This is a genomic window from Planococcus notacanthi, assembly GCF_030407825.1.
In the GTDB taxonomy this organism is placed as follows: Bacteria; Bacillota; Bacilli; order Bacillales_A; family Planococcaceae; genus Planococcus; species Planococcus notacanthi.
Window position 1 is genome coordinate 14,589 of record NZ_JASDCQ010000004.1, and the last position, 23,715, is coordinate 38,303.

Below are 23,715 nucleotides of genomic sequence, written 5' to 3' on the forward strand. Positions count from 1 at the left end.
CAATTAGTTAATCTCCAAGAAGGAATAAGCTGATCCCTGGAATAAACGAAATTATAATGACATCTACAATCATGATCAGAATAAACGGAACAATCGCTTTCAAGAGACTTTCGAATTTTGTTCCTGCGATATTAGCTGCAACAAATAAATTGACGCCTACTGGCGGTGTAATGAATCCAATTCCAAGGTTGACAATCATAATGATTCCGAAATGGACCAAGTCAATGCCCAGGGCACTGGCGATAGGCACGAGAATCGGCGTTAAAATGATGATGGCAGCTGAAGTTTCAAGGAAAACGCCGCAGATCAGCAATAACAAGTTAATGATCAATAAAGCGATGATCCAATTCTCGGTAACCCCGAGCATCAGCTCGGTCAATTCAGCTGGAATCCGTTGCCGCGTCAAGTAATAGCCGAATACGGAAGCTCCCGCAATGATGAACATGATGACCGCTGTCACCACGACGGAGGAAGAAAATATATGGATAAGGTCTTTAAATTTGATTTCCCGGTAGATAAAGATCCCGACAATCAATCCGTAGACAACTGCCACAACGGCTGCTTCCGTCGGAGTGAAGATCCCCCCATAAATCCCGCCTAATATGATGACCGGCATCATCAAGGCCAAGAAAGCATCGAAAAACGCTTTAAAGAAATCTTTGAAGCCGAATTTTTCGCCTCCGCCATACCCTTCTTTCAAAGAGATCAAATAAACCAACAGAATGAGCGACACCATAACGAACAGTCCAGGAACAATTCCAGCGATAAATAAGTCACTCACCGAAACACCGGCTGCTACTCCATAAAGGACGAGCGGCACACTCGGAGGAATCATAATGCCGATAGTTCCCCCTGCAGCTTGGATTGCTGTTGCAAAACTTTTGTCGTAGCCTTTATTGACCATTGCCGGAATCATCAATGCTCCGACTGCTGCTGTAGTGGCAGCAGCCGAACCTGAAATAGCCGCAAAAAACGCACAAGCGACAATTGAGACAATGCCTAGTCCCCCTTTGACACGGCCGAAAATAACATTGGCCAAATGAATCAAACGCTGGGAGATCCCTCCGCTTTCCATCAATTTCCCTGCCAAAATAAAGAAGGGAATAGCCATCAAAGGGAATGAATCTACAGAGTTGAACATCCGTTGAATGATCACAATCAACGATACATTGCCATCGAGAAAGAAGACAAGAGTAGAGGCAAGCCCAAGAGCTACTGCAATTGGAACATTTATTAAAAATAACACCATCAATAAGATAAACAGTACCAATGCCATCTTCAGACACCCCCGCTTTTAAAGTCTTTTGAAAACTGCGAGGCCATATTGATAATTAAAATCGCACCACTCACTGGAATGACCATATAAATCATCCCCATAGGAATTCGTAACACCGGCGATAATTGTGACATCCCTTGCATCGCCAAGTCATAGCCTTCTATTACCATCAACAGGAAAAAAAGCAGACTGGCAAATGTCGCGATGATGTAGAGTGCTTTGCGGATAGAGAGGTTAAATAAATTCACAAAAAATTCCATCCCGATGTGCGCCTTTGAAGACATTGCATAAGCTGCTCCTAAAAAAGTCAGCCAAATCAAGCTGTAACGTGCCAATTCTTCAGTCCAGGCAAGCGGTGAATCAAGTGCAAAGCGGAAAATCACCTGCAGAAAAACCACAACGACCAACAAAGCCATCAAAAGGTTCAATACGTGCTTGATGCCCCAGTTCATGTAATCGACTAATTTATTCATCGCCTTTCCCCCGATAGAAAAAAGAGAGAATAGATTCTCTCTTTTTCAGATTTCCTTATATCTCCATGCTTTAACGAACAATAAAGATAAAGAAAACTTCTGTTAAAAGTTTTCCTCGTTCAATTATTGGGCGTCCAGAATTTCATTGAGCAGATCCTGGTGCTCGATGGTTTCATAAACCGGTTGAATCGCTTCCTGGAAAGGTGCAGTGTCGATGTCTTCGATGATTTCCACACCGTTATCTTTCAAGTTCTGAATGGATTCCTTCTCCATTTCGACAATCAAATCACGTTCTTTCGCTCCTGCTTTTTGCCCCTCTTCGACAACGATGTCACGCAAATCTTCAGGCAGTTCGTCGTATGTTTGCTGGCTCATCATATAGATGGCAACGGAATAAACATGTCCTGTTAAACTCATATATTTCTGATTGGCATCGTAAAGACTGAACTGATCTGCGACAATTGCCGGATTTTCCTGTGCATCAACAACCCCTTGTTGCAAAGCTGTAATCGCTTCAGTCCAAGCCATTGGTGTCGGCTGCGCACCTAATGCCTCAAAAGCAGCTAGATGAATTTCATTTTCCTGTGTTCTGATCTTCAGGCCTTTCAAATCTTCAGGAGTTTCGACTGGACGTACTGCATTGGTGATGTGGCGATAACCATTTTCTCCCCATGATAAGCCGATAATGCCGTTTTCCTCCATTTTGGCGAATAACTCGTCTCCAATGTCGCCTTCGAGAACCTCTACTGCGGATTCACGATCTTGAAAAAGGAATGGCACATCCAATACGCCCAACTCCGGCACAAAGTTAGTGACTGGTGCGGTTGAAGAGACCACCAAATCGACTGTCCCCAGTCCCATTCCTTCAGTCAACTCACGTTCCGCACCAATCTCACTGTTCGCGAACACTTCAATTTTTACTTGGCCATCTGTACGTTCTTCTACCGCTTCAGCCATCTCTAAAAAGCCGATATGGTAAGGGTGGTCATCTGGCAGCGAATGTCCAGCTTGAAGGACATAGGTTTCTCCTGAGCTTCCTTCTTCTGAAGATGAACTGCTATCGGAACCTCCACATGCCGTTAATGCTAAAACACTGGCCATCATCACCGAAATAAATCCGAACTTCTTCTTTGCCATACTTTTGCTTCCCCCTTTTTTATCGCGCTTTACCGATGAATTGAATGCTCTTATGGAAGTTGGGCATCCATTCCTCGTGAAAGTCCATATGGTGCGTTACATTTCTGCGGAATATAAACCCCTGCAGAATAGAGCTTTTTAATTTAACTGGTAATCAGCAATTTCATAATCCAGCTGACTTCTTCAGTTTCCAGCAGAAATAGCATTAGATTAAGCAAGATAGGCCTATGATAAGAGCACAGCTCCAAAACAATATTTTATTCAATATTTCGTCTATTTAGATCAGAATAACTCAGCGGGAATGTGAACTCCCACCGAGTAAACTTATCGATTCAAATAATCTGTAACTGCTCCTTTTGAAGAACATGACACGTTATGTGCATATTTTCCAAGAACGCCTTTTTTATGAAGCGGTGGCGCTACCCATTGTTTACGTCGCTCTTCCAGTTCTGCTTCGGAAACATCCATGGAAATTTCCTGCAACTCCGAATCGATTGTCACCATATCGCCTTCCTGTAAAAAGGCGATCGGCCCGCCAACTTGTGCCTCAGGTGCAATATGTCCAACGACAAGGCCATGGGTTCCCCCTGAAAAACGCCCGTCAGTCAGCAAAGCGACGGATGCGCCCATGCCTTTACCAACCAGAATTGCAGATACCGATAGCATTTCCGGCATTCCCGGACCACCTTTTGGTCCTACATAGCGGATGACCAATACGTCTCCATCGTTGATTTCATTGGCCATAACGGCTGCCGTTGCTTCTTTTTCGTTATTATAAACGCGAGCAGGACCTGTGTGGCGTTTCACTTTTACGCCGGACACTTTCGCTACTGCGCCGTTCGGCGAAAGATTTCCTTTCAGGACGATCAGTGGACCATCTTTACGTTTCGGATTATCGAAAGGCATGATGACTTTTTGCCCTTCCTGCAATCCAGGCGACTCCTGCAGATTTTCAGCCACTGTTTTGCCTGTGACCGTCATGCAATCCCCATGAATATAGCCTGCTTCAAGCAGCATTTTCATGACTGCCTGAACTCCGCCGACCTCGTGCAAGTCCTGCATGACGTATTTGCCGCTCGGCTTCAAATCGGCCAAATGCGGAACCGTCTTCTGCAGGCGGTTGAAATCGTCGATTGTCAAATCAACTTCCGCAGCATGCGCAATAGCCAGTAAGTGCAAGATAGCATTTGTTGAACCGCCAAGCGCCATAACAACGGTGATGGCGTTCTCGAACGCTTCTTTCGTCATAATGTCTTTCGGATAAACTCCCAGTTCAAGCAAGTTATGTACTGCTGCTCCAGCTTTTTCACAATCTGCCAGCTTTTCAGCAGATACTGCCGGATTCGAAGCGCTCCCTGGCAAACTCATGCCCATCGCTTCAGCCGCAGATGCCATGGTATTTGCAGTATACATGCCGCCGCATGATCCTGCTCCTGGACAAGCACCGCATTCAATATTGCGAAGCGTGTCATCGTTGATGTCTCCATTATTATGCTGGCCGACACCCTCAAATACCGAAACAATGTCGATATCCTGCCCATTGTGGCGTCCAGGCGCAATCGTACCACCGTACACAAAAACAGCTGGAACCTCTGAATTGGCAATGGCGATCAAGCAACCCGGAATGTTCTTATCACATCCGCCGATGGCCACTAAACCATCCAAACTTTCCGCCCCTACTACAGTTTCAATCGAATCGGCAATCACATCGCGGCTTGAAAGAGAATACTTCATGCCTTCGGTTCCCATGGAAATTCCGTCAGACACTGTAATTGTATTAAATATGAATGGGACGCCCCCAGCTTCTCTAGCACCTTTTTTCGCACTGATCGCCAAGTCGTCAATATGTATATTACACGGTGTCACTTCGCTCCATGTGCTCGCGACACCAATCATCGGTTTCTTGAAATCTTCATCTGTTACACCCACTGAACGAAGCATGGCACGGTTCGGTGCTTTCATTGCCCCTTCACTAAAAACCTTACTGTTGATGCGCAAATCTTTTTTCATAATTATCCTATCCTTTCTTTTCTATTTATTATAGAGTACATTTGTCAGAATTCAACGAATAAAAAAATAATAATTTCATTATTTTTATAATCGTCAAATAAATTACACATGTATGCGGTTTCATCAATTGCTTCTAGATTTCTTTCTTGCTGTATGCAATATATTTCTTTATAATTACCTTGTCTACAATAACTTTATGAAAGCAATATAGTTTCATTCACTGTCTGAAGCATTAGTGAATCCGCGTTTTTATGAACACACTTGGAATCATGTTATTCCCGTAACAATTTAAAAAGATCAGAAGTGCAAGCTAAAGGAGATGATCATGTGTTGATCCGACAAGCTAAAAGCAGTGAATTTTTTTTATTGAAAGAACAACGATTGTCTTCCTATCAGCCATATAAAGAAGTCCTTACACCAGAACATTGGGATATGCTGAAAGCCAGTTTAGCTTCCACCAACGACCAGGATGCTGGTGTTGAAGTATTCGTCGCAGAAATTGATGGCCATATTGCTGGCAGTGTTGCGCTGTTTCCAGCTGAGTCCATTGCATATGGATGGGATACCCAAAAGATTGAATATCCTGAAATCCGCATGTTGGCTGTCAGTGCAGAATTCCGTTCCCGAGGCGTCGGCAAAACTTTAGTCGAGCATTGCATCGATATTTCTAAAATTCGCCGGCAAAAGTTCGTGGGTCTCCATACCGGCAGTTTTATGGAAAACGCCATTGGACTTTATGAAAAAATGGGATTTCAGCGTGTACCTCCACTTGACTTTGCTCCTCTTGATGACGGCATTGTCGTTCAAGCGTTTCGTTATAATCTATAGCTATAAAAAAACAAGCCATAATTTCTGTGGCTTGTTTTTTATAGCTACCCAGTTTTACTGGCGAAATGGATTTTTCCACTCCATCAGCAATGCGTAATCGGCAGATTCTTTGTCTTCTACATAATTGGACACCACTGTTACGGGCGTTCTCCCACAACGCAAAAGAAAAGAAATCACGGGATCTTTCAGCTTTCCGACGATGACTTGCTCTGCGTACTGTTCGGCTGTAAACCGGTCAGAACAATTATGGTATCCGGGCATTCTGCCACCGCCAAGCAGACGCTCCAACCCATCGTGCACCACTCTCTCATACATTGCCTGCATCAGAAGCTGCCCCAATTTCAACGACCGGTATTTCGGATGAACACAGATATCAACGATATACAATGTAGCACCATTCGGCTTATGGTTTTGGATATAGCCGTTGTCCGTCGCCTCTTGCCATGTGTGCTCCGGATGAGCAGGATCAAAATCCGTCAACAATGCCGTCATCGAACCCACTACTTCTCCTTCAACTTCAATGCACAGTGACCCTTCTGGATACAGAGCTACATGACTCGCCAATTGTTGTTCATTCCACCAGAGATCTGAAGAGAATGGGGGCGGAAAACTTTCCTTTTGAATGGCAATCAAATCCGGAAAATCAGACTTTCCATAATTACGGATCTCTGCCTTCACCGGCTTGTCATTGTCAAAGACATATTGCTTCTTGCTATACACATTCCTCTCCCCTTTCTTAATCTCTATCATACGATATCGCTGCTTACAGAAACCACCATGCTTCCTGGCAACGGGAGTTTTTCCATGAAAATGGCTACAGGCAAACTCAGTTAGAATGAGTTTGCCTGTAGCCTGAAAAATGCTCAAAGTTGAGCTGCTATTTATTGAACCGATTAAATTGGCGGCAGGATATTGGGACCGCCGATTACCATCACACCAATTAAGCCAGTGGATACGACTGATAGCAGAAACAGTTTTGTTTTCATCATTTCAATTCACCGCCATTCTCTTCCCGGTATGATTGGTAAAAATAAGCTTTTTCCCAATCCTCTTGCTTTTGGTAATAAGCTGCTAACTCTGCAGCAATAGTTTTGGTTTCCTTTATATAACCATGTTTTCTGAAAAATGGAAACATTTTTTCCTCAGAATAGGTCAAAAGATCTGGTTGGGAAAAATTTCTTTTATCAAAGTAATTGGCATAAATATGAAAGTATTTATCCTCTAATGGATTGCTGATCGCTTTCAGTTCCTCGATCAGCAAGGCGGCATTCTGACCTGTTTCAACCATCGCTTCCAACAGGCTCAACAATACGGCTTTGTAGAAATAGCTGTCAGGAGTGATTTTGTCTTTTAATGCATGCAGAATTTCCAGCGCTTCCCCATGCTCACCTTTAGTTTTCAACAGTTCGGTGTAGTTGTAGAGTGTTTGATTGTGCAATTCCAATTGCTTAGTCAAATGAGTATTGCGGATCAGCACTTCGTAAATGCTTTCTGCCTGTACCAGCAGGTTTCTCCGGGTATAATTGATGGCCAACAGCATTTGCGCATGCAGGAGCCGGATGTAATTATGGTGAAGCTGGAAAGATCGTACCGCCAGTTCTGCGTAATGCGCAGACAACTCATAGCGGTCAGCCAGCACCAGCATGCGTGCCTTCTGATAATAAAATTCTCCTTCAAACTTTTGAGGAATGCTTTGGATCCCCGAATCCAGGTTGTTTAGGAATTCGAGCGAACGGCTGTTGTCTCCCAACATCGAGAAGTACAGCGATTGAAAAAACTGATGTACCCAAAGCTCTGCTGCCAAGAAAGAGGCTTTCATGCGCTCCAGCAGCTTTTTTTGCCGCTCTGCCTTGACTCTGTCATTGTCATAAATATAAAAACGGAATTTATACAATTCGTACTGGTTCACCAACCCGGTGGATTGTATATAATCATTTTCCACTTCAAGCTGCTGGTACAAATTGCGCATGGTTTCAAGATCGTAATGAAGAGAGCAGTCAACAAATCTCCCGAGCAGTTTTTCCAGCCGCTTATGCTTTTCCAGTTCTTTGTTCAATTGGACGCCCATTTTCAACAACAATGCCTTGATAGTGGATTCGTGCGGCAAATAAGCATTGGATTCGATTTTGCTCAAATGAGAAATCGAACAGATGCCATCTGCCAATTGAGATTGCGTTAAATTGTTTTTCGAGCGGTAATATTTGATAATCGAGCCGACGTTCATAATTTCACCCTTTTTTACAGATTAAAAGAAATATACCATAAAAAAACAATCCCTACATTTTTGAAGGGATTGTTTGGCATTTAAAGTTGTAACTGCTTATTGTACACGTGAGAAACCAAAGCCTGATGCATAATCATCGCCAACGCCAGCACCTGATCCAGAAAGGATGTCATATGCTTTTGCACGATTTTGCAGGTTTGTACGAATTTGGACGTTTGAAGAATTTGGAGTTGTTGCCCAAATTTTTGCTGCAAGGCCTGCTGCATGCGGCGAAGCCATTGAAGTTCCGCTGATTGTTGCATAGCCGCCTGTATACCAAGCAGAGTATACCGCTGCTCCAGGAGCTGAGACTTCAACATCGTATTTGCCGATGGAGTAATCGCCATCTGTAGAGCTATAGCCGCGTGAAGAGAAATCCGCTACACGGTATGTGCCGTTCTGGATCACGTTCTCAAGTGCCGCAACTGCTACGGCATTCGGCAATGCGCCCGGGAAGCCGATTGACCCTTGTGCAGGACCTGAGTTACCGGCTGCTGCAATGATCAATACCCCTTTGTTATATGCATAGTTGACTGCGTTTGTAATCAAGCTGCTTTCCGCAGAAGATCCTAAAGACATATTGATGACTACTTTTGTTTTTAAAGCAGTGGCCTGGTCTGCAACGTGGCGAATCGCTGCAGCGATATCATCGGAAGAACCTGACCCATCGTCGCCTAATACCTTATAAGCCCAAAGATCGGATTGAGGAGCAACTCCATATAATCCTCCATTGCCATTCGCAAGAGCCGAACCGGCTACGTGTGTACCATGCCCTTGACGATCGGTACAGGTGCCGTTTGTGATGCTCGCGCTGAGAGTAAAGTCTTTACATTGTTCAACATTGCCCGACAGATCAGGATGGTTGACGTTAACTCCCGTATCCAGAACGGCGATATTGATGCCCGCACCACCTGATGTCTTGGCCAGGCTTGAGTTGTTGTAGATTGCTTTGATGCCCCATGGTGTTGCTTGAGAAGCAGCCATTGTTGAATATTTAGCAAGCGGTTCAGAAGATGTCGCTTCAATGCTGTATTCAGGAACTTTTTCTACTTTTATGTTTTTGTTTTTCTGGAGAGCCTCATATTGCTTTGCGTTCATATTGGTGGTGAATCCTTCACCTTTAAAATCCCATTGGACCCCGTATTGGTTTTTAGCATTTTTCAGGTCCTGTTGATTCGCCGAATCGACGAGTACACGGAATTTCTCATTGCCGTTCGCTTTTTCAGTGGATTCCCCGTTGGCGCTGACGCCCATTGCCGGTATTAGCAAAGTAGCTGCCAACATTGCCGTCGTAATGAATTTTGCTGATTTCTTCATCGTTCAATCCCCTTTTCCAATATGGTATATGGCTGTTAGGATCCAGGAGCGGCGTCCCGCACCTCAACACGATCCCCGGTTGGTGAACCTGCCATACACTTACGTTAGCAGAACATCTGCTTTTCCGTAATTGGGAAATTCTCAAGAAAATTCCGGCCATAAAACGATTATGAGCTTATATACTCATACATTTGTACCTATTTATTTTCCACATCAAAAACCTCCTCATTGTTAAGTAAAACAATGAGGAGGCTTAATTTACCTGCTATGCTATCCATAAATTTCTTTTTTCATAAAATAGATGCATGCTTCATAAGGTTGAAGCACCCCTTTAACCCGTTTTTCGTAATTGGTCAGAAGAAGTTCAGCATCATACGGCGTATTCCATGTGCAAGGGCGTTCGCTTAAATTGGAAGCAATCAGCATTTTGGTATAGCGGTCTTCCCGTACATAAGCATAGACATCGGGGCAACCGGAATCCGTCAAATTGGTCGTTCCGTAGACCAGCACATCCCAGTTTTGCCGCAGGTGAATCATCTTTTTATAATAAGACCAAATGGATTTCGGGTCGTCTTTCTGAGCTTCTACATTCAGCCATTTATAATTTGGGTTTACTGCCAGCCATGGTTCGGCAGTTGAGAAGCCACCGTATTTCCTGCTGTTCCATTGCATCGGCGTACGGGCATGGTCCCGGCTGATTGTTTTGATGATTTTCATCAAATCTTCATGGGGAATGCCTTCTTTGCGGTTGTACCGGTACATATTTTTGGTTTCAATGTCATTGTACATATCAATATCATCAAACGGCGCATTGGTCATCCCGATTTCCTGCCCTTGATAGATGAATGGCGTGCCCTGCATGAAAAAGTACATGCATCCCAATGCCGTTGCGCTTTCAAACCAATAATCCCGATCATTCCCCCAAATGGAAACCGTTCTTGGGCGGTCATGGTTTTCAAGGTACAGGGAGTTCCACGCGACACCGTGGGCTGCTTTTTGCCAGCGGTCCAGCACTTCTCTTAAATCTTCTACGTCCAATCCGCCATTAACTTCATCACTGGCTGCTTCCAAGGCTTCTCGATGGAAAATCATATTGAATTTTCCCTCATGCTCACTGATCCATTGTTCCATGTCATGTGATTTAACGCTGTTTGCTTCGCCAACTGTGACAATATCATAACCCGAAAAAGCTTTCTCTTTCAATTCTGCCAGCATTTCCTGCAGACCTTCCACTTCCGTGAATTTTTCCCAAGCTGGAACATACGGAAGGTTTTTAGGATTTGGCATATCGCTGTATTCTTTCTTTATATGGTTGATAGCATCTACACGGAAACCATCAACTCCTTTATCCAGCCACCAGCGGATCATTTCATAGACGGCTTTGCGCATATCTTCATTTTCCCAATTCAAATCCACTTGGTTTTTGGTGAAGATATGGAGATAGTATTGATTGGATTTCGGGTCAAAAGTCCATGCTGGTCCCCCGAAAATACATTCCCAATTGGTTTGCTGATCCCGCCAGACATACCAATCGCGTTTTGTGCTGTCTTTAGAAGAGCGCGATTCCACAAACCACGGGTGCTGGTCACTTGTATGATTAATGACCAGATCAATGATAAGCCGCATTCCTCTTTTATGGACTTCCTCGAGCAGGCGTTCAAAATCCTCCATTGTTCCCATTTCTTCCATGATGGCCTGATAATCGCTGATATCATAGCCATTATCCACGTTGGGAGATTTATACATCGGACATATCCAAATAATATTAATGCCCAGCTCATCCAAATAATCCAGTTTTTCAGTCACGCCATTTAAATCCCCGATTCCATCACCATTTGAATCATTAAAGCTCCGTGGATAAATTTGATAGACTACGGCTTCTTTCCACCAGGTTTTTTTCACATTCCTCTCCCTCTTCCTACCATTGGAAATCGCTACTATCGTTTCATTTTCCTTGAGCAGCTTCAAATTCTATCAATTAATAGTTGCCACTTGTGCTTTCAAATTTTCCGGCCATTTCCAACCACTGATGTCCGCCGCCTCTGAGACATGATGCGGCTTGCTCGCACCCACGATTGCAGAAGTAACTGCCGGCTGGTTCAACGTCCATGCCAATGCAAACTGAGATAATTGGCAATCCTGCTCAGCTGCCAATTCTTTATAGGCAGCGACCCGTTCAAAATTAGCTTCCGTAAAATAACGCTGAATAAGATCTTCTCCTTTTGCTGCACGGCTGCCTTCAGGCATATCGCCTTTTGCTTTATATTTTCCGGACAGCATGCCGCGTGCCATAGGGCTGTAGACCAGCAGACCCGTTTTCTCAGCTGCGCAATAAGGAACTACCTCTCTTTCCAATTCGCGCGATAATAAATTATATTCGGACTGGCTCGAAACGAAATGCTCGAGACCATGAAAATCACTGATTCCTTTTGCTTTCGCCATTTGCCAGGCAGCAAAATTCGAACAGCCGATATAGCGGACCTTCCCCTGCCTCACCAAATCCGTCAGCGCAGACAAAGTTTCTTCCAATGGAGTCGTTTCATCAAAGCGGTGCACTTGGTACAAATCAATCCAATCGGTCTGAAGACGCCTCAACGACTCTTCTGCCTGCTGCATGATATGAAGCTTTGAAAGCCCTTGTTGGTTCGGGCTTTGGCCCATCGGCAATCCGACTTTTGTGGCTAGGATTGTCTGATTTCGCTTTCCTTTCAAGTACTTGCCGACAATTTCTTCACATTCTCCTGTCCCATATTTAAACGGTTCATCCTGTCCCTTGCCATAAAAATTGGCGGTATCGATCACATTGATTCCTCGATCCATCGCTACATCCATTATTTCAAATGAAGCCCGTTCATCTATCCAACGCCCAAAAGCCATGGTTCCCAAACTTATCGCTGAAATCTTCATTCCTATTTTTCCTAAGTGTCTGTATTCCACCCAATCCCCCCTAACGCTTATGGTCCGTAATTCCGCAGCAATTCCTTTACCTTTTCTATTCAATATTCATATGGGAATTCCTGCAATTAACCCCGGTATTTTTCGGATAATTCCAAATACTTCGCTGTATAAAAATAAAAACAGCTACCTGAAGAAAGGGTAGCTGCTGCGGTTATCGATTCTGCTTATACTCTTCAAAGACTTTCGTTGCAAATCCGGCGACATAATCACTTCCGCCATCGTCTTCAATTGATTCAACCATCATTGCGAGAATAAAGTCCGGTTTTTCGGAATCATACGCAACGAAAAAGCCGTTTTCCTGACCTTCTTCTCCGATTGCACCTTTCAATTCAGCAGTACCCGTTTTACCGGCAATTTTTACAGAAGAGCTATTGGCTGACTGGGCGTAGCCGTCCACTACAACATTACGCATCCCTTTGCGCAGTATCGCAGCATTTTCTGCACTCAGCACTCCCTCTTTCCATACCTGCCCTTTCTCCTCTTCCATATACAGCAGCGGCTTATACATGATGCCGTCTGTCAGGAAGGGCTGATACATCGTAGCCAGATGAAGAATATTCGTCAGCATCTGTCCTTGGCCGAAAGAAGTATCGGCCAGTTGGCCTTCAGATCCTAAAGTGCCTTCATTGGAAATCTGTGAAGGCTGCAATTCCAGGGCAAAGGGAATTTCCTCACCAAACCCGAAGTTCTTCAAACCTGCTACAAATGTTTCATTGCCCATTTCGAGCGCTTGGCGGGCAAAATAGATATTGTCCGAATACACCAATGCTTTATTCAAATCGATGGGATTCGGTGCTTCCGGATGCAGTCGGGATACCCGGTAATCTCCCCAAGAACCATCTTTTTGCCAGGTTGCTCCGTCAATCTGCAGACCTTGCGCCGGATCAAGCGCCCCCGCTTCCATGCCGATAGCGGCTGTCACGGGTTTGATGGTCGAACCTGGGGCATATGCTGCTCCAAAACGGTTGAAAAGCGGATTCAAGGGATCTTCGCTCAATTCCTTGAAGCGGCTTTCACTGATGCCCAACATGTATTCGTTCGGATCATAAGCCGGTGAGCTGACCAATACAAGCGTTTCTCCCGTTTCCGGATTGACCGCTGCACTGGTGCCTGCTTCCCCTTTCATCGACTCATAGGTCGATTTCTGGAGTTCGGCATCAATCGTCAAGATGATTGTTTCCCCGTTTTCAGCCGGCGTTTCAGCGACCGTCACCTCTTCCCCGTTCTCCCCTTGCTTGGCAATGACGATTTTTACGCCGTTGGCCCCATGAAGACGCTCTTCCAAGATTTGCTCGAGGCCTCTTCTGCCGATCGAGTCAGTATCTGTATACCCTTGCTCTTTCAATTCCTCTAACTTTTCAGCAGTGATAGGTCCAATGTAACCACTTAAATGGCCAAGAGCTTCCCCGTATGGGTATTCACGCATCGCGGTTTCCTGATAAGTGGCGCCTGGAATCGCTGTAGCTTTTTCCAATAACTCCGTATCGTTTTTAGCTGCTTTCGAAATCGGAACAAACTGATTGTCCTGAACCCAGCTTTGCCCCAGTTTCTCATCGATAGAAGCCACCGAAACCCCTAGTACATTTGCCAGGTCTTCTTTGGCAGAGGCTTCCGTAAAGTTCTCAGGAACCACCCCGATATTAAAGCCGGTTCCGTTGATGGCAATCGGCTGCTTGTTGCGGTCCAGTATTTCTCCGCGCACCGATTTTGTTGTAGATACTTGAACCTCATCTCCTTTTTCCAACTGCTCAAAGATAAAGGACGGATCCCATTCAACAAACCAATCTTCAGTTTCTTCTTTCGTTTCAAATAACAATGTCATCGACTTCTCAAATTCAACCGGCCCTGCCAGTGTATCCATCTTCACTTGCACAGGAAAGTCTGCTGGTTTTTCCGTATCCCATTTTGCATCCTCATCCGGTTTTGTATAAGTCACTTCAACATTCTCAATTGCCAGATCTTCATAAAGCTTTTGCTGCCGTTCGACAAAATCTTCTGAAGCATAGGCTTCTTTCGTACCGCTATTTAAATAAGCGGTGTACATCTCCGAAAACTCTCCATTGTTCCAATGCTCTATGTATTCCTTCAGCCTGTCTGCAGGTGTCGCCTGCTGCTGGCAACCAGCCAAAAAAAGCAGGACAGCTAACGCCAGGATGATTGAAAATTTCTTCGCCATACAATAACCCCCAGTTGTTTTCTTTATTTTACCAATAAACAACAGCAAGGTGAAAGAATAAAAGCTTTAATTCAAAAGTGGAAGAAGAAAAAGCAGATTATTTGCCGATCCATCTGAGTACTGGGCAGTCGATTTTTCTTAAAGAGATCTTTGAACGCGCTTTTCATAGCATAAAACTTCCGCTATTTCCGGTTTTAATATGGTAAACTGATTAACAAAAGACAGGAGGGTGAATATGGTTAAAGTTACATTTTCAGAGTCTATCGGCTCTGTACTGACACTTGAAAAAAGAGCGCAATTAAAACAGATTCATGAAAACCTTTATAAGAAAGAAGGAAAAGGTTCAGATTTCCTTGGCTGGCTGGATTGGCCAAGTACACTCGATGAGGAATTCTTGGCAAAAGTCGAGAAAACAGCTGCCCAAATCCGTGACAATGCGGATGTACTCGTTGTTATCGGCATCGGCGGTTCGTACCTCGGCGCCAAAGCCGTGTTATCAGCTTTGGATCCTTATTTCAAGAAGGAATCGGGGCTGGACGTCGTATTTGCGGGACATCAGGTCAGCGGTGAATACTTAAAACAATTGCTTGCACATCTTGAAGGCAAACGCGTCATGGTGAATGTCATTTCCAAGTCAGGAAAAACGACAGAGCCCGCTATTGCGTTCCGTTTCCTGAAGGATTATATGGAAAAACGTTACGGCCAGGAAGCAGCTGAACGGATCATCGTCACAACTGATGCGGAAAAAGGCGCATTGCTGACACTTGCTGAAGAAAATGGCTATGAACGTTTTGTGGTACCTGCAGATGTGGGCGGCCGCTATTCTGTTTTCACCGCTGTCGGATTGGTGCCGATTGCGGCGGCTGGCTATTCCATCCGCGAGTTGATCGCTGGAGCAGCCAATGCTGAAGAACTGTACAACAACACGGATGCGGATGAAAATCCTGCACTGCAATACGCAGCCATCCGTCACCAGCTTTACGTGGAAGGCTATACCACTGAAGTGATGGCAACTTTCGAACCAAAACTTTCTTTCGTTCAGGAATGGTGGAAGCAATTGTTCGGTGAAAGCGAAGGCAAAGAAGGCAAAGGGATTTTCCCTGCCTCCGTCTCCTTTACAACAGATCTTCATTCTATGGGACAGTACATCCAAGATGGCAAACGCAATTTGTTTGAAACTTTCCTGCTGGTCCAGGAAGCAAATGAAGACCTCACAATTTTTGAAGCTGAAAATGATGATGACGAATTGAATTACATGGCTGGACTTTCCTTGCAGGAATTCAATCATGTAGCCTACAAAGGCACATCAAGCGCACATTTGGACGGCGGCGTCCCTCAACTCAGTCTGACGATTCCTAAAATCAACGAATATCACCTAGGCCACTTGCTGTATTTCTATATGCTGGCATGTGCCTACAGTGCCTATCTGCTCGATATCAACCCGTTCGATCAGCCAGGAGTAGAAGATTACAAGAACAACATCTTCAAACTATTGAACAAACCTGGATTTTAATGTAATAAATAAAAGCTGACCTCAAGGGGTCAGCTTTTTTTGTGTTTGATTTGTGTTAACTAAAATAAAGAATAGGTTGACTTAAATATTTTATCTGATTATACTCAATTTATAATAAATAGCAGGAGGCAAATTGATGACAACCACAACAGTCCGATCAGCCAACCATTCCCGTACTTTGCAATTGGTACATATCGCCATGTTCGCAGCCTTGATGGCAATTGGTGCAAATATCGCTTCTTTCCTGGTCATCGGCGGTGTTCCGATTACACTCCAAACTTTCTTTGCCATTTTGGCAGGTATTTTGCTCGGCAGCCGAATTGGTGCCATCTCCATGATTGTCTATGCATTTATCGGCCTTGCGGGCGTACCCGTCTTCGCGAAATTCTCAGGCGGCATGGATACCTTGATCAGTCCGACATTTGGCTTTATTCTTTCTTATATTTTCACCGCTTTTGTTGTCGGCTTGATTGTAGAGAAATGGCCTTCCAAAAAAGGTTTCATCCTCGCAGCATTGGCCGGAACAGCCCTCAACTATTTATTCGGCACCAATTGGATGTATGCAGCCTATAAGCTCTGGTTTGCTGCTCCTGAAGGCTTCACCTACCAGCTGGCTTGGGCCTGGATGGCCGTGCCGCTGCCAAAAGATTTGATACTCGCAGTACTCGCTGGATTATTTGGCTACCGCTTACGGCCGATCATCCAAAAATATCGATAGAAAAAACCGGAGGCTTCAAAGGCCTCCGGTTTTTTATTGTTTATTTAGTTGGTGCAGACTTCCACTGGTCTTCCAACCATTTTTCGAAATCCTCGCCTTTATCGCCTTTATACGTGTCGTAGATATCCACACGCATTTTTTGAAGCTTCACTTTGAAGTCTTCATAGCTGTGGTCTGCAGGCAAGCTTTTTTTGATGCGCACAAGCACTTTGGAAGTATCTTTGATCAAATCAAATTTCTTCCGTTCCGGCATATGGACATTTTCTCCAAAACCTTTTAATTTCGCATAAGCTGCTTCTTGTACCTGATAGACAGGGTCATGGTTCATGCGATGTGTCAAAAGGTCGATCGTTGGATCGCTTTTCCAGTTGCCAAGCTCTTCAACCGCAGCCAAACGCTCTTTCCAGTTGGCTGTCCGGTTCGCCGCTTTTTTCAATTCGTCGTAATTCGGTGGTAAATTCGGTGTGTTTTTGTTCGGTTGTTTCAAAAATTTCATTCTCCTTTGTTCATCTCCCTTTGCGGGAAATGGTGTAATGCTCTCCGTTGACGGAACAAGTTCCCACCAGTATACCACCAATTGAGGCAAAAAGAAAAAGGTCGACTATTCATACTACAGTTTGACTACTTCTTCAACTCCAGCAATCAACCGCTCCACTTCCTCTTCTGTACTGTAAGGCGCAAGCCCAGCCCGTACCCAGCCGCCGCTGCCATTGACGCCCAGTACATCCCCCAAAGTCGATGCATAAAAATGGCCGGACGCAACAAAAATACTGTACTCTTCAGCTAACTTCCTGCAAACTTCTCCAGGTTCAATGCCGGTTACCTGGAAAGCGACTGTCGGTGTTTTTGGCACATCGGCTCCCGCTTGGGTGACCGTCACCCCTTGAATCGCTGCCAATCCGTGCCTCAACTGATTCGCCAATCTGTTTTCATAAGCTTCAATGTGTTCCATTCCACTTAAGATTCGTTCCCGACGGGTTTCACCTTCGCCGAGTCCCGCGAAAAATTCAATAGCTGGACGAATGCCTGCGATGCCTTCGTGGTTTTGCGTTCCGGTCTCCAATTTATCTGGATAATAGCTCGGTGAAGTGGTCAGCTTATAAGGTTCAAGGTCCTTGAAAACTTCTTCTTTGATAGCTGCAATGCCGATATGCGGACCGAAGAATTTATAGGCGGAGCACAATAAAATATCAATCGCCTGTTCGTCTCGGTCAATCGGCAGGTGCGGAGCGGCATGGACAGCATCCGCGACCAGCAAGGCACCGACTTTTTTCGCCCGTTCAGCGAAAGGCTGAAGGTCGACTACCGTGCCGATGGCATTGGAAGCCATTCCAACCGCAACAATTTTCGTCTTTTCATTGATCAAATCGTCCAAGTCTGTCAGGTCCAAGGTTTTTGTTTCGGTATCGACTTTGACCCAACGAACCGTTAATCCTCGGTCTTCTGCCATCATGATCCACGGATCGACATTGGCACGGTGATCCATTTCCGTGACGACGATTTCGTCACCCGCTTTGAATTTTTTGCCGAGTGCATTGGCAATCGCAATCGTCAAAGTCGTCATGTTGGCGCCGAATGCCACTTCCTTTGCTTGGACATTGAGGAAATCAGCAACGGCCGACCTGGCTTCCGAGATAATTTCCTCGGTTTCCCAGCTCGAGGGGAATGTCCCATGAAGATTGCCGCCTCCTCTTTCCATATAGCCCGCAATTGCTTCGATTGCCGACTTGACAACTTGCGATCCTCCGGGTCCGTCAAAATAGGCTACAGGTCGATCTTTATAGGGTCTGGACAAAGCCGGGAATTGTTCCCGAACTTTGGTGATTGGAAAAGTCGTTTTGGTGGATTTCATTGTTTGCAGCTCCTTTTTGATTAAGTTACTGTTAACGTATTCAATTTTCCATTCGAATCTCCTTTATTTTTATATGATTTACAGAATACGATCCATTCAGGATGAAATACAATCGATTCGATACCAAATACGATCCATCGGGCCTGAAATACAGTCCGTTTAAGCTTAAATACAGTCCAATACATATAACAGCTGATTCCATCACCATTCAGTCAACAAAAAAACGCCGCAAATCGCGGCGTTGCCTTCATTCCGTTAAACTGCTTTCTGGCAGACCAGAATTTCACGCAGGAACATCCCTTTTTTTGCGATGCAGCGGTCTGTGACCACAAATCCAGCCGCTTCCACCATATGGTCCATCGTCTCAATCGTGACGACCAGCAGTTTCTCCGTAAACGGATGGGCATCTTTCAAGATCGCCAATTGGTCTGCAGGGGTTGCATGTGTGTATAAATTATAGGGCATGTCGATGATAGCTACATCGTACCGCTCTTCGACTTCCGCGATTGGACCAAGATTGACGTCTCCCGATAAACCGAAATGAGCGATATTTTCACGCGATCCTTCAACCACCAGCGGGTTGATGTCACGCCCAACAATGTCAATGCCCATCGATAATGCCTCGACTAAAACAGTGCCGATGCCGCAGCATGGATCGATTGCCTTAACGCCTTCCGGTTCCGGCACTGCAATATTTGCCACTGCCCGTGCGACTCGTGTACTGAGTGCCGTTGAATATTCCCTTGGCTTTTTCACATGCTTAAACCAAATCGGTTCACTTTGAAGATAACGCCCGAAATACCAACGCCCTTCAAAAGGAATCAAACCGAATGTCACATCCGGATTGTGAACATCCGCCTCTCCTGTAATAGCCGAACCGATCTGCCGTTCAACATCCCGTTTCCCTGAATAATCGACTTGGTCCTGTTCAGACAATCCATTGATCTTTAGAAAAATCACTTTGAACGTCGTTTCGCTCATGTCTATTTCCGTGGATTTTTCAATGATCGCCTGAAGACTATCGGCTTCAAAAAACAATTCGATGCGTTCTTTAATGAACGGGCTTCGGCTGGGATTGATGGCCACTCCGCTTTTGATGATTTTTTCAGTCGTGTCTTTTCCGAAGAAAGACCGCATTTCCAATTGGCATAAAGCTTCTTCATCATTTGTGTAGGCATACGTATAAAGATAATCACCTGTTGCAGTTAATCGATTCAATTCATCCCGTCCTTATCTGCCCTTTTGTGCAGGACAATATCCCTTAAGTATAGCAGAATCTGTTGGCAGTTAGTCGACTTGAAGATCATAATTCGCTTCAATGACTTTTATGATTCCTGTTATCAAATCATTGTAAGGCGTTTCAACGCCATGCCGCTTTCCTAGTTTTGCTACAGCTCCGTTGATGGCATCGATTTCCGTTTTCCGTTTATGCAGGACGTCCATCAGCATCGACGATTTATTGGCGCCAATATCTTCCCTGCCCATCCGCAGGCAATTGGCGATAGTTTGTTCTGCATCCACCGTAACGCCTATCCTTTCCGCTACTTGTGCCGCTTCTCTCACGACATTCCGCAACAAGTCCTGTCCTTCATCGGTATTGAGGATGTCACCGTTTCGCAACCGTGTCAATGCGGTCAGCGAATTATAAGCAAGGTTTACGAATAATTTATTCCAGATGACGGTTTGGACATCTTCTGCTACATCTGTCTGCAGCCCTGAACGATTCAGCAAGGCAATAAAGTCCAACAGCTTTTCCTGTGCAGCCGTCTCTTCAACCGGGCCGATGTAGTTTTTCCCCCAGCCCCGATGAAGGATTCGTCCGTCACTTTCAACACTGGCACCACAGCCCATCGTCCCTGCCGCCGATGGATTATTCGGGAAAAGTTCTTTGATCGTTTCCAGATTTCCAAGGCCGTTTTGCATCGTAATAAACAAGGCATCCGGAGAAAAGGACTCTCTCATAGGTTCTAATACGGCTTTATTGGCATGTGCTTTCACCAGCACCAAGACAACATCATAGCCATCTTCTTTGGCAACAGCTTGTACAACTTTTAAGGGTATGGTTGTTTCCTTGTCGTCGCGCTCGACAATCACCAATCCGCTTTGATTGATCTGCTCCACATGCGTGTTGTACCTATTATATAGAAGAACGTCGGCTTGTTGTGCTTTCAAGCGGCCAGCAAACAAACAGCCCATGGCCCCTGCACCAATCACCAGTATTTTCATAGAACCCCTCTTTTCAGGCAGTTTCACTACTGCCGGTTAGCTTGAATATACCATACTATCAGGGGGTTTTTCATCATCTCTTCTGATGGCGAGCACAATAAAAACCAGCTGCCTCCATAGCCGAGCAGCTGGTTTAGAAACTTACTTCTTTCCGACTTCGCGGATATTTGCGACTATCAGGGCTCCCACTAACAATAAGCCCAAGTAGCCGACGACCGGATAGAACCAGTTGACAAGTGCGGTAAATCCGAGAAAGCTCAACAAAAATGCGGCAGCTCCTGTAATGATGACAAATACCCGGAAACGGCCTGTGCCCATCTTCATGAAACGGGCTGAAAATGACAGCAATAAACTGACGGCTGTATTGTAGATCATTGCGAATATGACAATTGCCATAACGATCCCTAATATCGGTGAAATATTGTCTGCCAGCGCCAGCATCGGCAAGTCCGAACTGCCGATCATATCGACTTTTGAGAAAATCGCGTAATAACTCAGCAGCAGCAAAGCTCCAAAGCCAAGTCCGCCGAGCAAGCCGCCGCGTGCCGCTACTTTTTCGTCTTTCTCTGCCCCGCCCATTACCAAGGCCATGGGAGCGCCAAGCGCGATGGCTAATGCAACGTAGTTGATGGCAGATAGCAGCCAATGAGGTGTTGAAGACAATTGTTCTCTGGCAACCGGTTCAAGCTCGGCAAAACTTGAATTCATAGTAAACAAACTGTAGATGGTAATTCCAACGACCAATAAGACCAAAAATGGGGTGATGCTGCTGATGATTGTAATAACTTTTTTGACATTCAGCATGATGGTGAGAACAACGAGGGTGATCATAATGCTTCGGCCAAATGCTGGTGCGAGACCAAATTGCTGGGAGAAAATCGAACCTGCTCCGGCTATCATCACAACAAGGATTCCGAATAAGGTAAGAATCAAAGTATAATCAATCACTTTTCCAAGTGTTTTTCCGCTTATGGCATAGATTACATCTTCATGGGATTTTGTATTCATCCGGCTGCCAAGGCGCGTCAAAATCATTCCTATATAACCGAACAGGGCTCCGGCAACCAAAACTGCGGCCAATCCCCAATAACCAAAGCTTGTGAAGTACTGAAGGATTTCCTGCCCGGAAGCAAAACCTGCTCCTACTACAATACCGATAAAAGCACTTGCAATCTTTAAACTTCTATTCATCATCTCTTCCTTTCATTTTTAATAGCGCGTTTCTAATCGCTCTCATTCAAGCTATTTCCTTATTTTCAAATAAAGCCACTTCTTCTCTTTCCCCGTCTGTTTAAAGTATAAACCCAAAATTCAAGAGATGTCTGTCATACTCCTTGCTTTTAAAGTCTTTTTGGCTTATCCTTCCTTATTAGTAATCACATTTAGAGAGGTCGGAACCGTATGGAGCAATTCGATCAATCCCTCGAAGTATTTATGGACAATGTCGGCTGGCTGGCACCGTTTCTCTTTATTCTCTTGCATTTATTGCGTCCCTTGTTGTTTTTGCCGGTTATTGCTGTGTGTATTGCAGGCGGCTACCTTTTCGGTTTTCTCGAAGGCGCTTTTTTATCCTTTATCGGATTGACATTAATGAGCTGGATCTCTTACCTGCTGGTCAATAAATTCCCGAAATTCCGCGGGAAAATGTCACGGCTGAAAGAGAAGATTTTTCCTGACCGCACTTTGTCGGTCGCGCAAGTCATGATTTTGCGCATCATGCCGTTTGTTCACTTTCACTTGCTGTCCTTGTATTTGATTGAAATGACCAAATCTCGAAAAGAATATATGGCAATCTCTGCTTTAGGGCTGATCGCCCCAGCCATACTTTACACGGCTTTCGGCCAAGCCATCTCGGAATTCCCCTGGTACACGACTGTCAGCATGTTCCTATTGCTTGCCGCCATCTTCAGCTTTATCGAGAAATGGCAAAATTCCAGGACACAGTCCAATTGAATAAAAAGCGTTCATGTCAACGAACTGTTACTGAACCCCCGAAAATTTTTAGCACAACTCTTTGTTGTGCTTTTTATTTTTCCCTAAAGTTAATTTCTTTCAGTACAGGGTATAACGTTACAAGAGAAGTTCAAACTGTTTGAGGAAAAGAGGATTATTTATGCCTACATTCACACGTAAGGGGATTGAATTATATTATGAAGATATTGGTGAAGGACGGCCGCTTTTGCTGCTGCATGGATTGACCAGCAACTCTGCGATGTTTTACCGTGAAATTGAATTTTTCAAAGATAAGCAACGCATCATAGCAATGGATTCGCGTGGCCATGGAAATTCGAGCCGCCAAGACTCTTATACATTACAAGATCATATAGAAGATGCCTACGCCCTCATGTCTTATTTAAAACTGGAGACTGTTGACGTTTTAGGGGTTTCGATGGGCAGCTATATCGCACAGGGGTTAGCTATCAAATATGCAGAAAAAGTAAGTAAACTGATACTGGTCGCCACAAAATCCCACGGAAGGCAATCATCCATGGCTGAGCTTTTTGAACGCCACAAGGAGATTTTCGAAGGATTGAGCATGTTGGAGAAATTCGCTGCTTCCTCCAGTTACATTTACCATAACCAACCGCTGATTGATGAGTGGCTCAGCAAAACAGCTGAACAAAGCCGCCAACTGACGATGCAGGAGCAGATCACCGCTTCTGAAGCGTTGAAGGAATTCGACTTCCGTAATCAGCTTTCTCAAATTACTGCTGAAACCTTAGTCATCAGCGGGAAATTTGACGGGTTGAATCCGCCCGAAAAAGGGCGTGAAACAGCGGTCGCCATACCTGATGCCACTTTTATGGAATTTAAGCGATCCGGGCATGGCCCAAATGTAGAACAAGCCCAGTTGTTTCTTGCAGTTGTAGACAACTTTCTCGAATAGATCATGTCAAAAGCTCCGGTTTCACAAGACGGCTGCTGATGATTTAAAAATGAGCAAACGGGTAAAGGGTAACTAGCATTT

Annotated in this window: 20 protein-coding genes; 5 read left to right on the forward strand and 15 right to left on the reverse strand. The window is 44.8% G+C overall.

All coding sequences use genetic code 11. The features are described from left to right. Nucleotides 1-7 precede the first annotated feature (7 nt). The 4 genes from QMA01_RS13490 to ilvD all read right to left on the reverse strand — a co-directional run bounded on the left by QMA01_RS13490 (nt 8) and on the right by ilvD (nt 4,896). The gene (locus QMA01_RS13490) at nt 8-1,276 is read right to left on the reverse strand and encodes a TRAP transporter large permease (RefSeq protein ID WP_191716089.1); all 1,269 of its coding nucleotides are present in this window, start codon (nt 1,274-1,276) and stop codon (nt 8-10) included. Between the two features lie 2 nt (nt 1,277-1,278). After that, nucleotides 1,279-1,749: a TRAP transporter small permease gene (locus tag QMA01_RS13495; RefSeq protein WP_203340767.1), complete on the reverse strand. Its 471-nt coding sequence runs from the start codon at nt 1,747-1,749 to the stop codon at nt 1,279-1,281. 123 nt (nt 1,750-1,872) lie between these two features. After that, nucleotides 1,873-2,886 (reverse strand): TRAP transporter substrate-binding protein, encoded by a 1,014-nt coding sequence (locus QMA01_RS13500; RefSeq protein ID WP_290215198.1) that lies wholly within the window; start codon nt 2,884-2,886, stop codon nt 1,873-1,875. Between the two features lie 324 nt (nt 2,887-3,210). Continuing rightward, nucleotides 3,211-4,896, reverse strand: coding sequence for a dihydroxy-acid dehydratase (ilvD, locus tag QMA01_RS13505; protein WP_290215200.1), 1,686 nt, complete (start codon nt 4,894-4,896; stop codon nt 3,211-3,213). A gap of 327 nt (nt 4,897-5,223) precedes the next feature. On the opposite strand from ilvD, the gene QMA01_RS13510 reads away from it, so the two are divergent. Further along, nucleotides 5,224-5,724, forward strand: coding sequence for a GNAT family N-acetyltransferase (locus tag QMA01_RS13510; protein WP_290215201.1), 501 nt, complete (start codon nt 5,224-5,226; stop codon nt 5,722-5,724). A 54-nt stretch (nt 5,725-5,778) separates the two neighbouring features. Here QMA01_RS13510 and QMA01_RS13515 read toward each other — a convergent pair whose 3' ends face one another. From QMA01_RS13515 to QMA01_RS13540, 6 genes are all read right to left on the reverse strand, one after another. Then, a complete protein-coding gene (locus tag QMA01_RS13515; protein ID WP_290215202.1) occupies nt 5,779-6,444 on the reverse strand; it encodes a GNAT family N-acetyltransferase in 666 nt (221 codons plus the stop codon). A 265-nt stretch (nt 6,445-6,709) separates the two neighbouring features. Further along, nucleotides 6,710-7,948: a helix-turn-helix domain-containing protein gene (locus QMA01_RS13520; protein ID WP_290215203.1), complete on the reverse strand. Its 1,239-nt coding sequence runs from the start codon at nt 7,946-7,948 to the stop codon at nt 6,710-6,712. A gap of 96 nt (nt 7,949-8,044) precedes the next feature. After that, a complete protein-coding gene (locus tag QMA01_RS13525) occupies nt 8,045-9,304 on the reverse strand; it encodes a S8 family peptidase (RefSeq protein WP_290215204.1) in 1,260 nt (419 codons plus the stop codon). A gap of 270 nt (nt 9,305-9,574) precedes the next feature. After that, nucleotides 9,575-11,206 carry a glycoside hydrolase family 13 protein gene (locus QMA01_RS13530; RefSeq protein ID WP_290215205.1) on the reverse strand — a complete coding sequence of 544 codons (1,632 nt, stop codon included), beginning with the start codon at nt 11,204-11,206 and terminating at the stop codon, nt 9,575-9,577. A gap of 72 nt (nt 11,207-11,278) precedes the next feature. Further along, entirely contained in the window at nt 11,279-12,241 is a 963-nt protein-coding gene (locus QMA01_RS13535; RefSeq protein ID WP_290215206.1) for an aldo/keto reductase, read from the reverse strand. Between the two features lie 172 nt (nt 12,242-12,413). Continuing rightward, the gene (locus QMA01_RS13540; RefSeq protein WP_290215207.1) at nt 12,414-14,438 is read right to left on the reverse strand and encodes a penicillin-binding transpeptidase domain-containing protein; all 2,025 of its coding nucleotides are present in this window, start codon (nt 14,436-14,438) and stop codon (nt 12,414-12,416) included. Between the two features lie 235 nt (nt 14,439-14,673). Here QMA01_RS13540 and QMA01_RS13545 point away from each other — a divergent pair, with 235 nt between their 5' ends. Further along, on the forward strand, nt 14,674-15,951 hold the full coding sequence (locus QMA01_RS13545) for a glucose-6-phosphate isomerase (RefSeq protein ID WP_290185761.1): 1,278 nt from the start codon (nt 14,674-14,676) through the stop codon (nt 15,949-15,951). Between the two features lie 136 nt (nt 15,952-16,087). Further along, nucleotides 16,088-16,669: a biotin transporter BioY gene (locus QMA01_RS13550; protein ID WP_290215208.1), complete on the forward strand. Its 582-nt coding sequence runs from the start codon at nt 16,088-16,090 to the stop codon at nt 16,667-16,669. Between the two features lie 40 nt (nt 16,670-16,709). Here the strand turns inward: QMA01_RS13550 and QMA01_RS13555 are convergent, their stop codons facing one another. The 5 genes from QMA01_RS13555 to QMA01_RS13575 all read right to left on the reverse strand — a co-directional run bounded on the left by QMA01_RS13555 (nt 16,710) and on the right by QMA01_RS13575 (nt 21,938). Beyond that, nucleotides 16,710-17,156, reverse strand: coding sequence for a HEAT repeat domain-containing protein (locus QMA01_RS13555; protein ID WP_290185759.1), 447 nt, complete (start codon nt 17,154-17,156; stop codon nt 16,710-16,712). A gap of 123 nt (nt 17,157-17,279) precedes the next feature. After that, the gene (locus QMA01_RS13560) at nt 17,280-18,521 is read right to left on the reverse strand and encodes a cysteine desulfurase-like protein (RefSeq protein WP_290215209.1); all 1,242 of its coding nucleotides are present in this window, start codon (nt 18,519-18,521) and stop codon (nt 17,280-17,282) included. A 255-nt stretch (nt 18,522-18,776) separates the two neighbouring features. Next, complete coding sequence (locus QMA01_RS13565) at nt 18,777-19,739, reverse strand: TRM11 family SAM-dependent methyltransferase (RefSeq protein ID WP_290215210.1); 963 nt, start codon at nt 19,737-19,739, stop codon at nt 18,777-18,779. 69 nt (nt 19,740-19,808) lie between these two features. After that, nucleotides 19,809-20,747, reverse strand: coding sequence for a ketopantoate reductase family protein (locus tag QMA01_RS13570; protein ID WP_290185754.1), 939 nt, complete (start codon nt 20,745-20,747; stop codon nt 19,809-19,811). 141 nt (nt 20,748-20,888) lie between these two features. Then, nucleotides 20,889-21,938: a YkvI family membrane protein gene (locus QMA01_RS13575; protein WP_290215211.1), complete on the reverse strand. Its 1,050-nt coding sequence runs from the start codon at nt 21,936-21,938 to the stop codon at nt 20,889-20,891. A 210-nt stretch (nt 21,939-22,148) separates the two neighbouring features. On the opposite strand from QMA01_RS13575, the gene QMA01_RS13580 reads away from it, so the two are divergent. Next, complete coding sequence (locus tag QMA01_RS13580) at nt 22,149-22,700, forward strand: TVP38/TMEM64 family protein (RefSeq protein WP_191716106.1); 552 nt, start codon at nt 22,149-22,151, stop codon at nt 22,698-22,700. A gap of 160 nt (nt 22,701-22,860) precedes the next feature. Further along, entirely contained in the window at nt 22,861-23,634 is a 774-nt protein-coding gene (locus QMA01_RS13585; protein WP_191716107.1) for an alpha/beta fold hydrolase, read from the forward strand. The last annotated feature ends 81 nt before the right edge of the window (nt 23,635-23,715 follow it).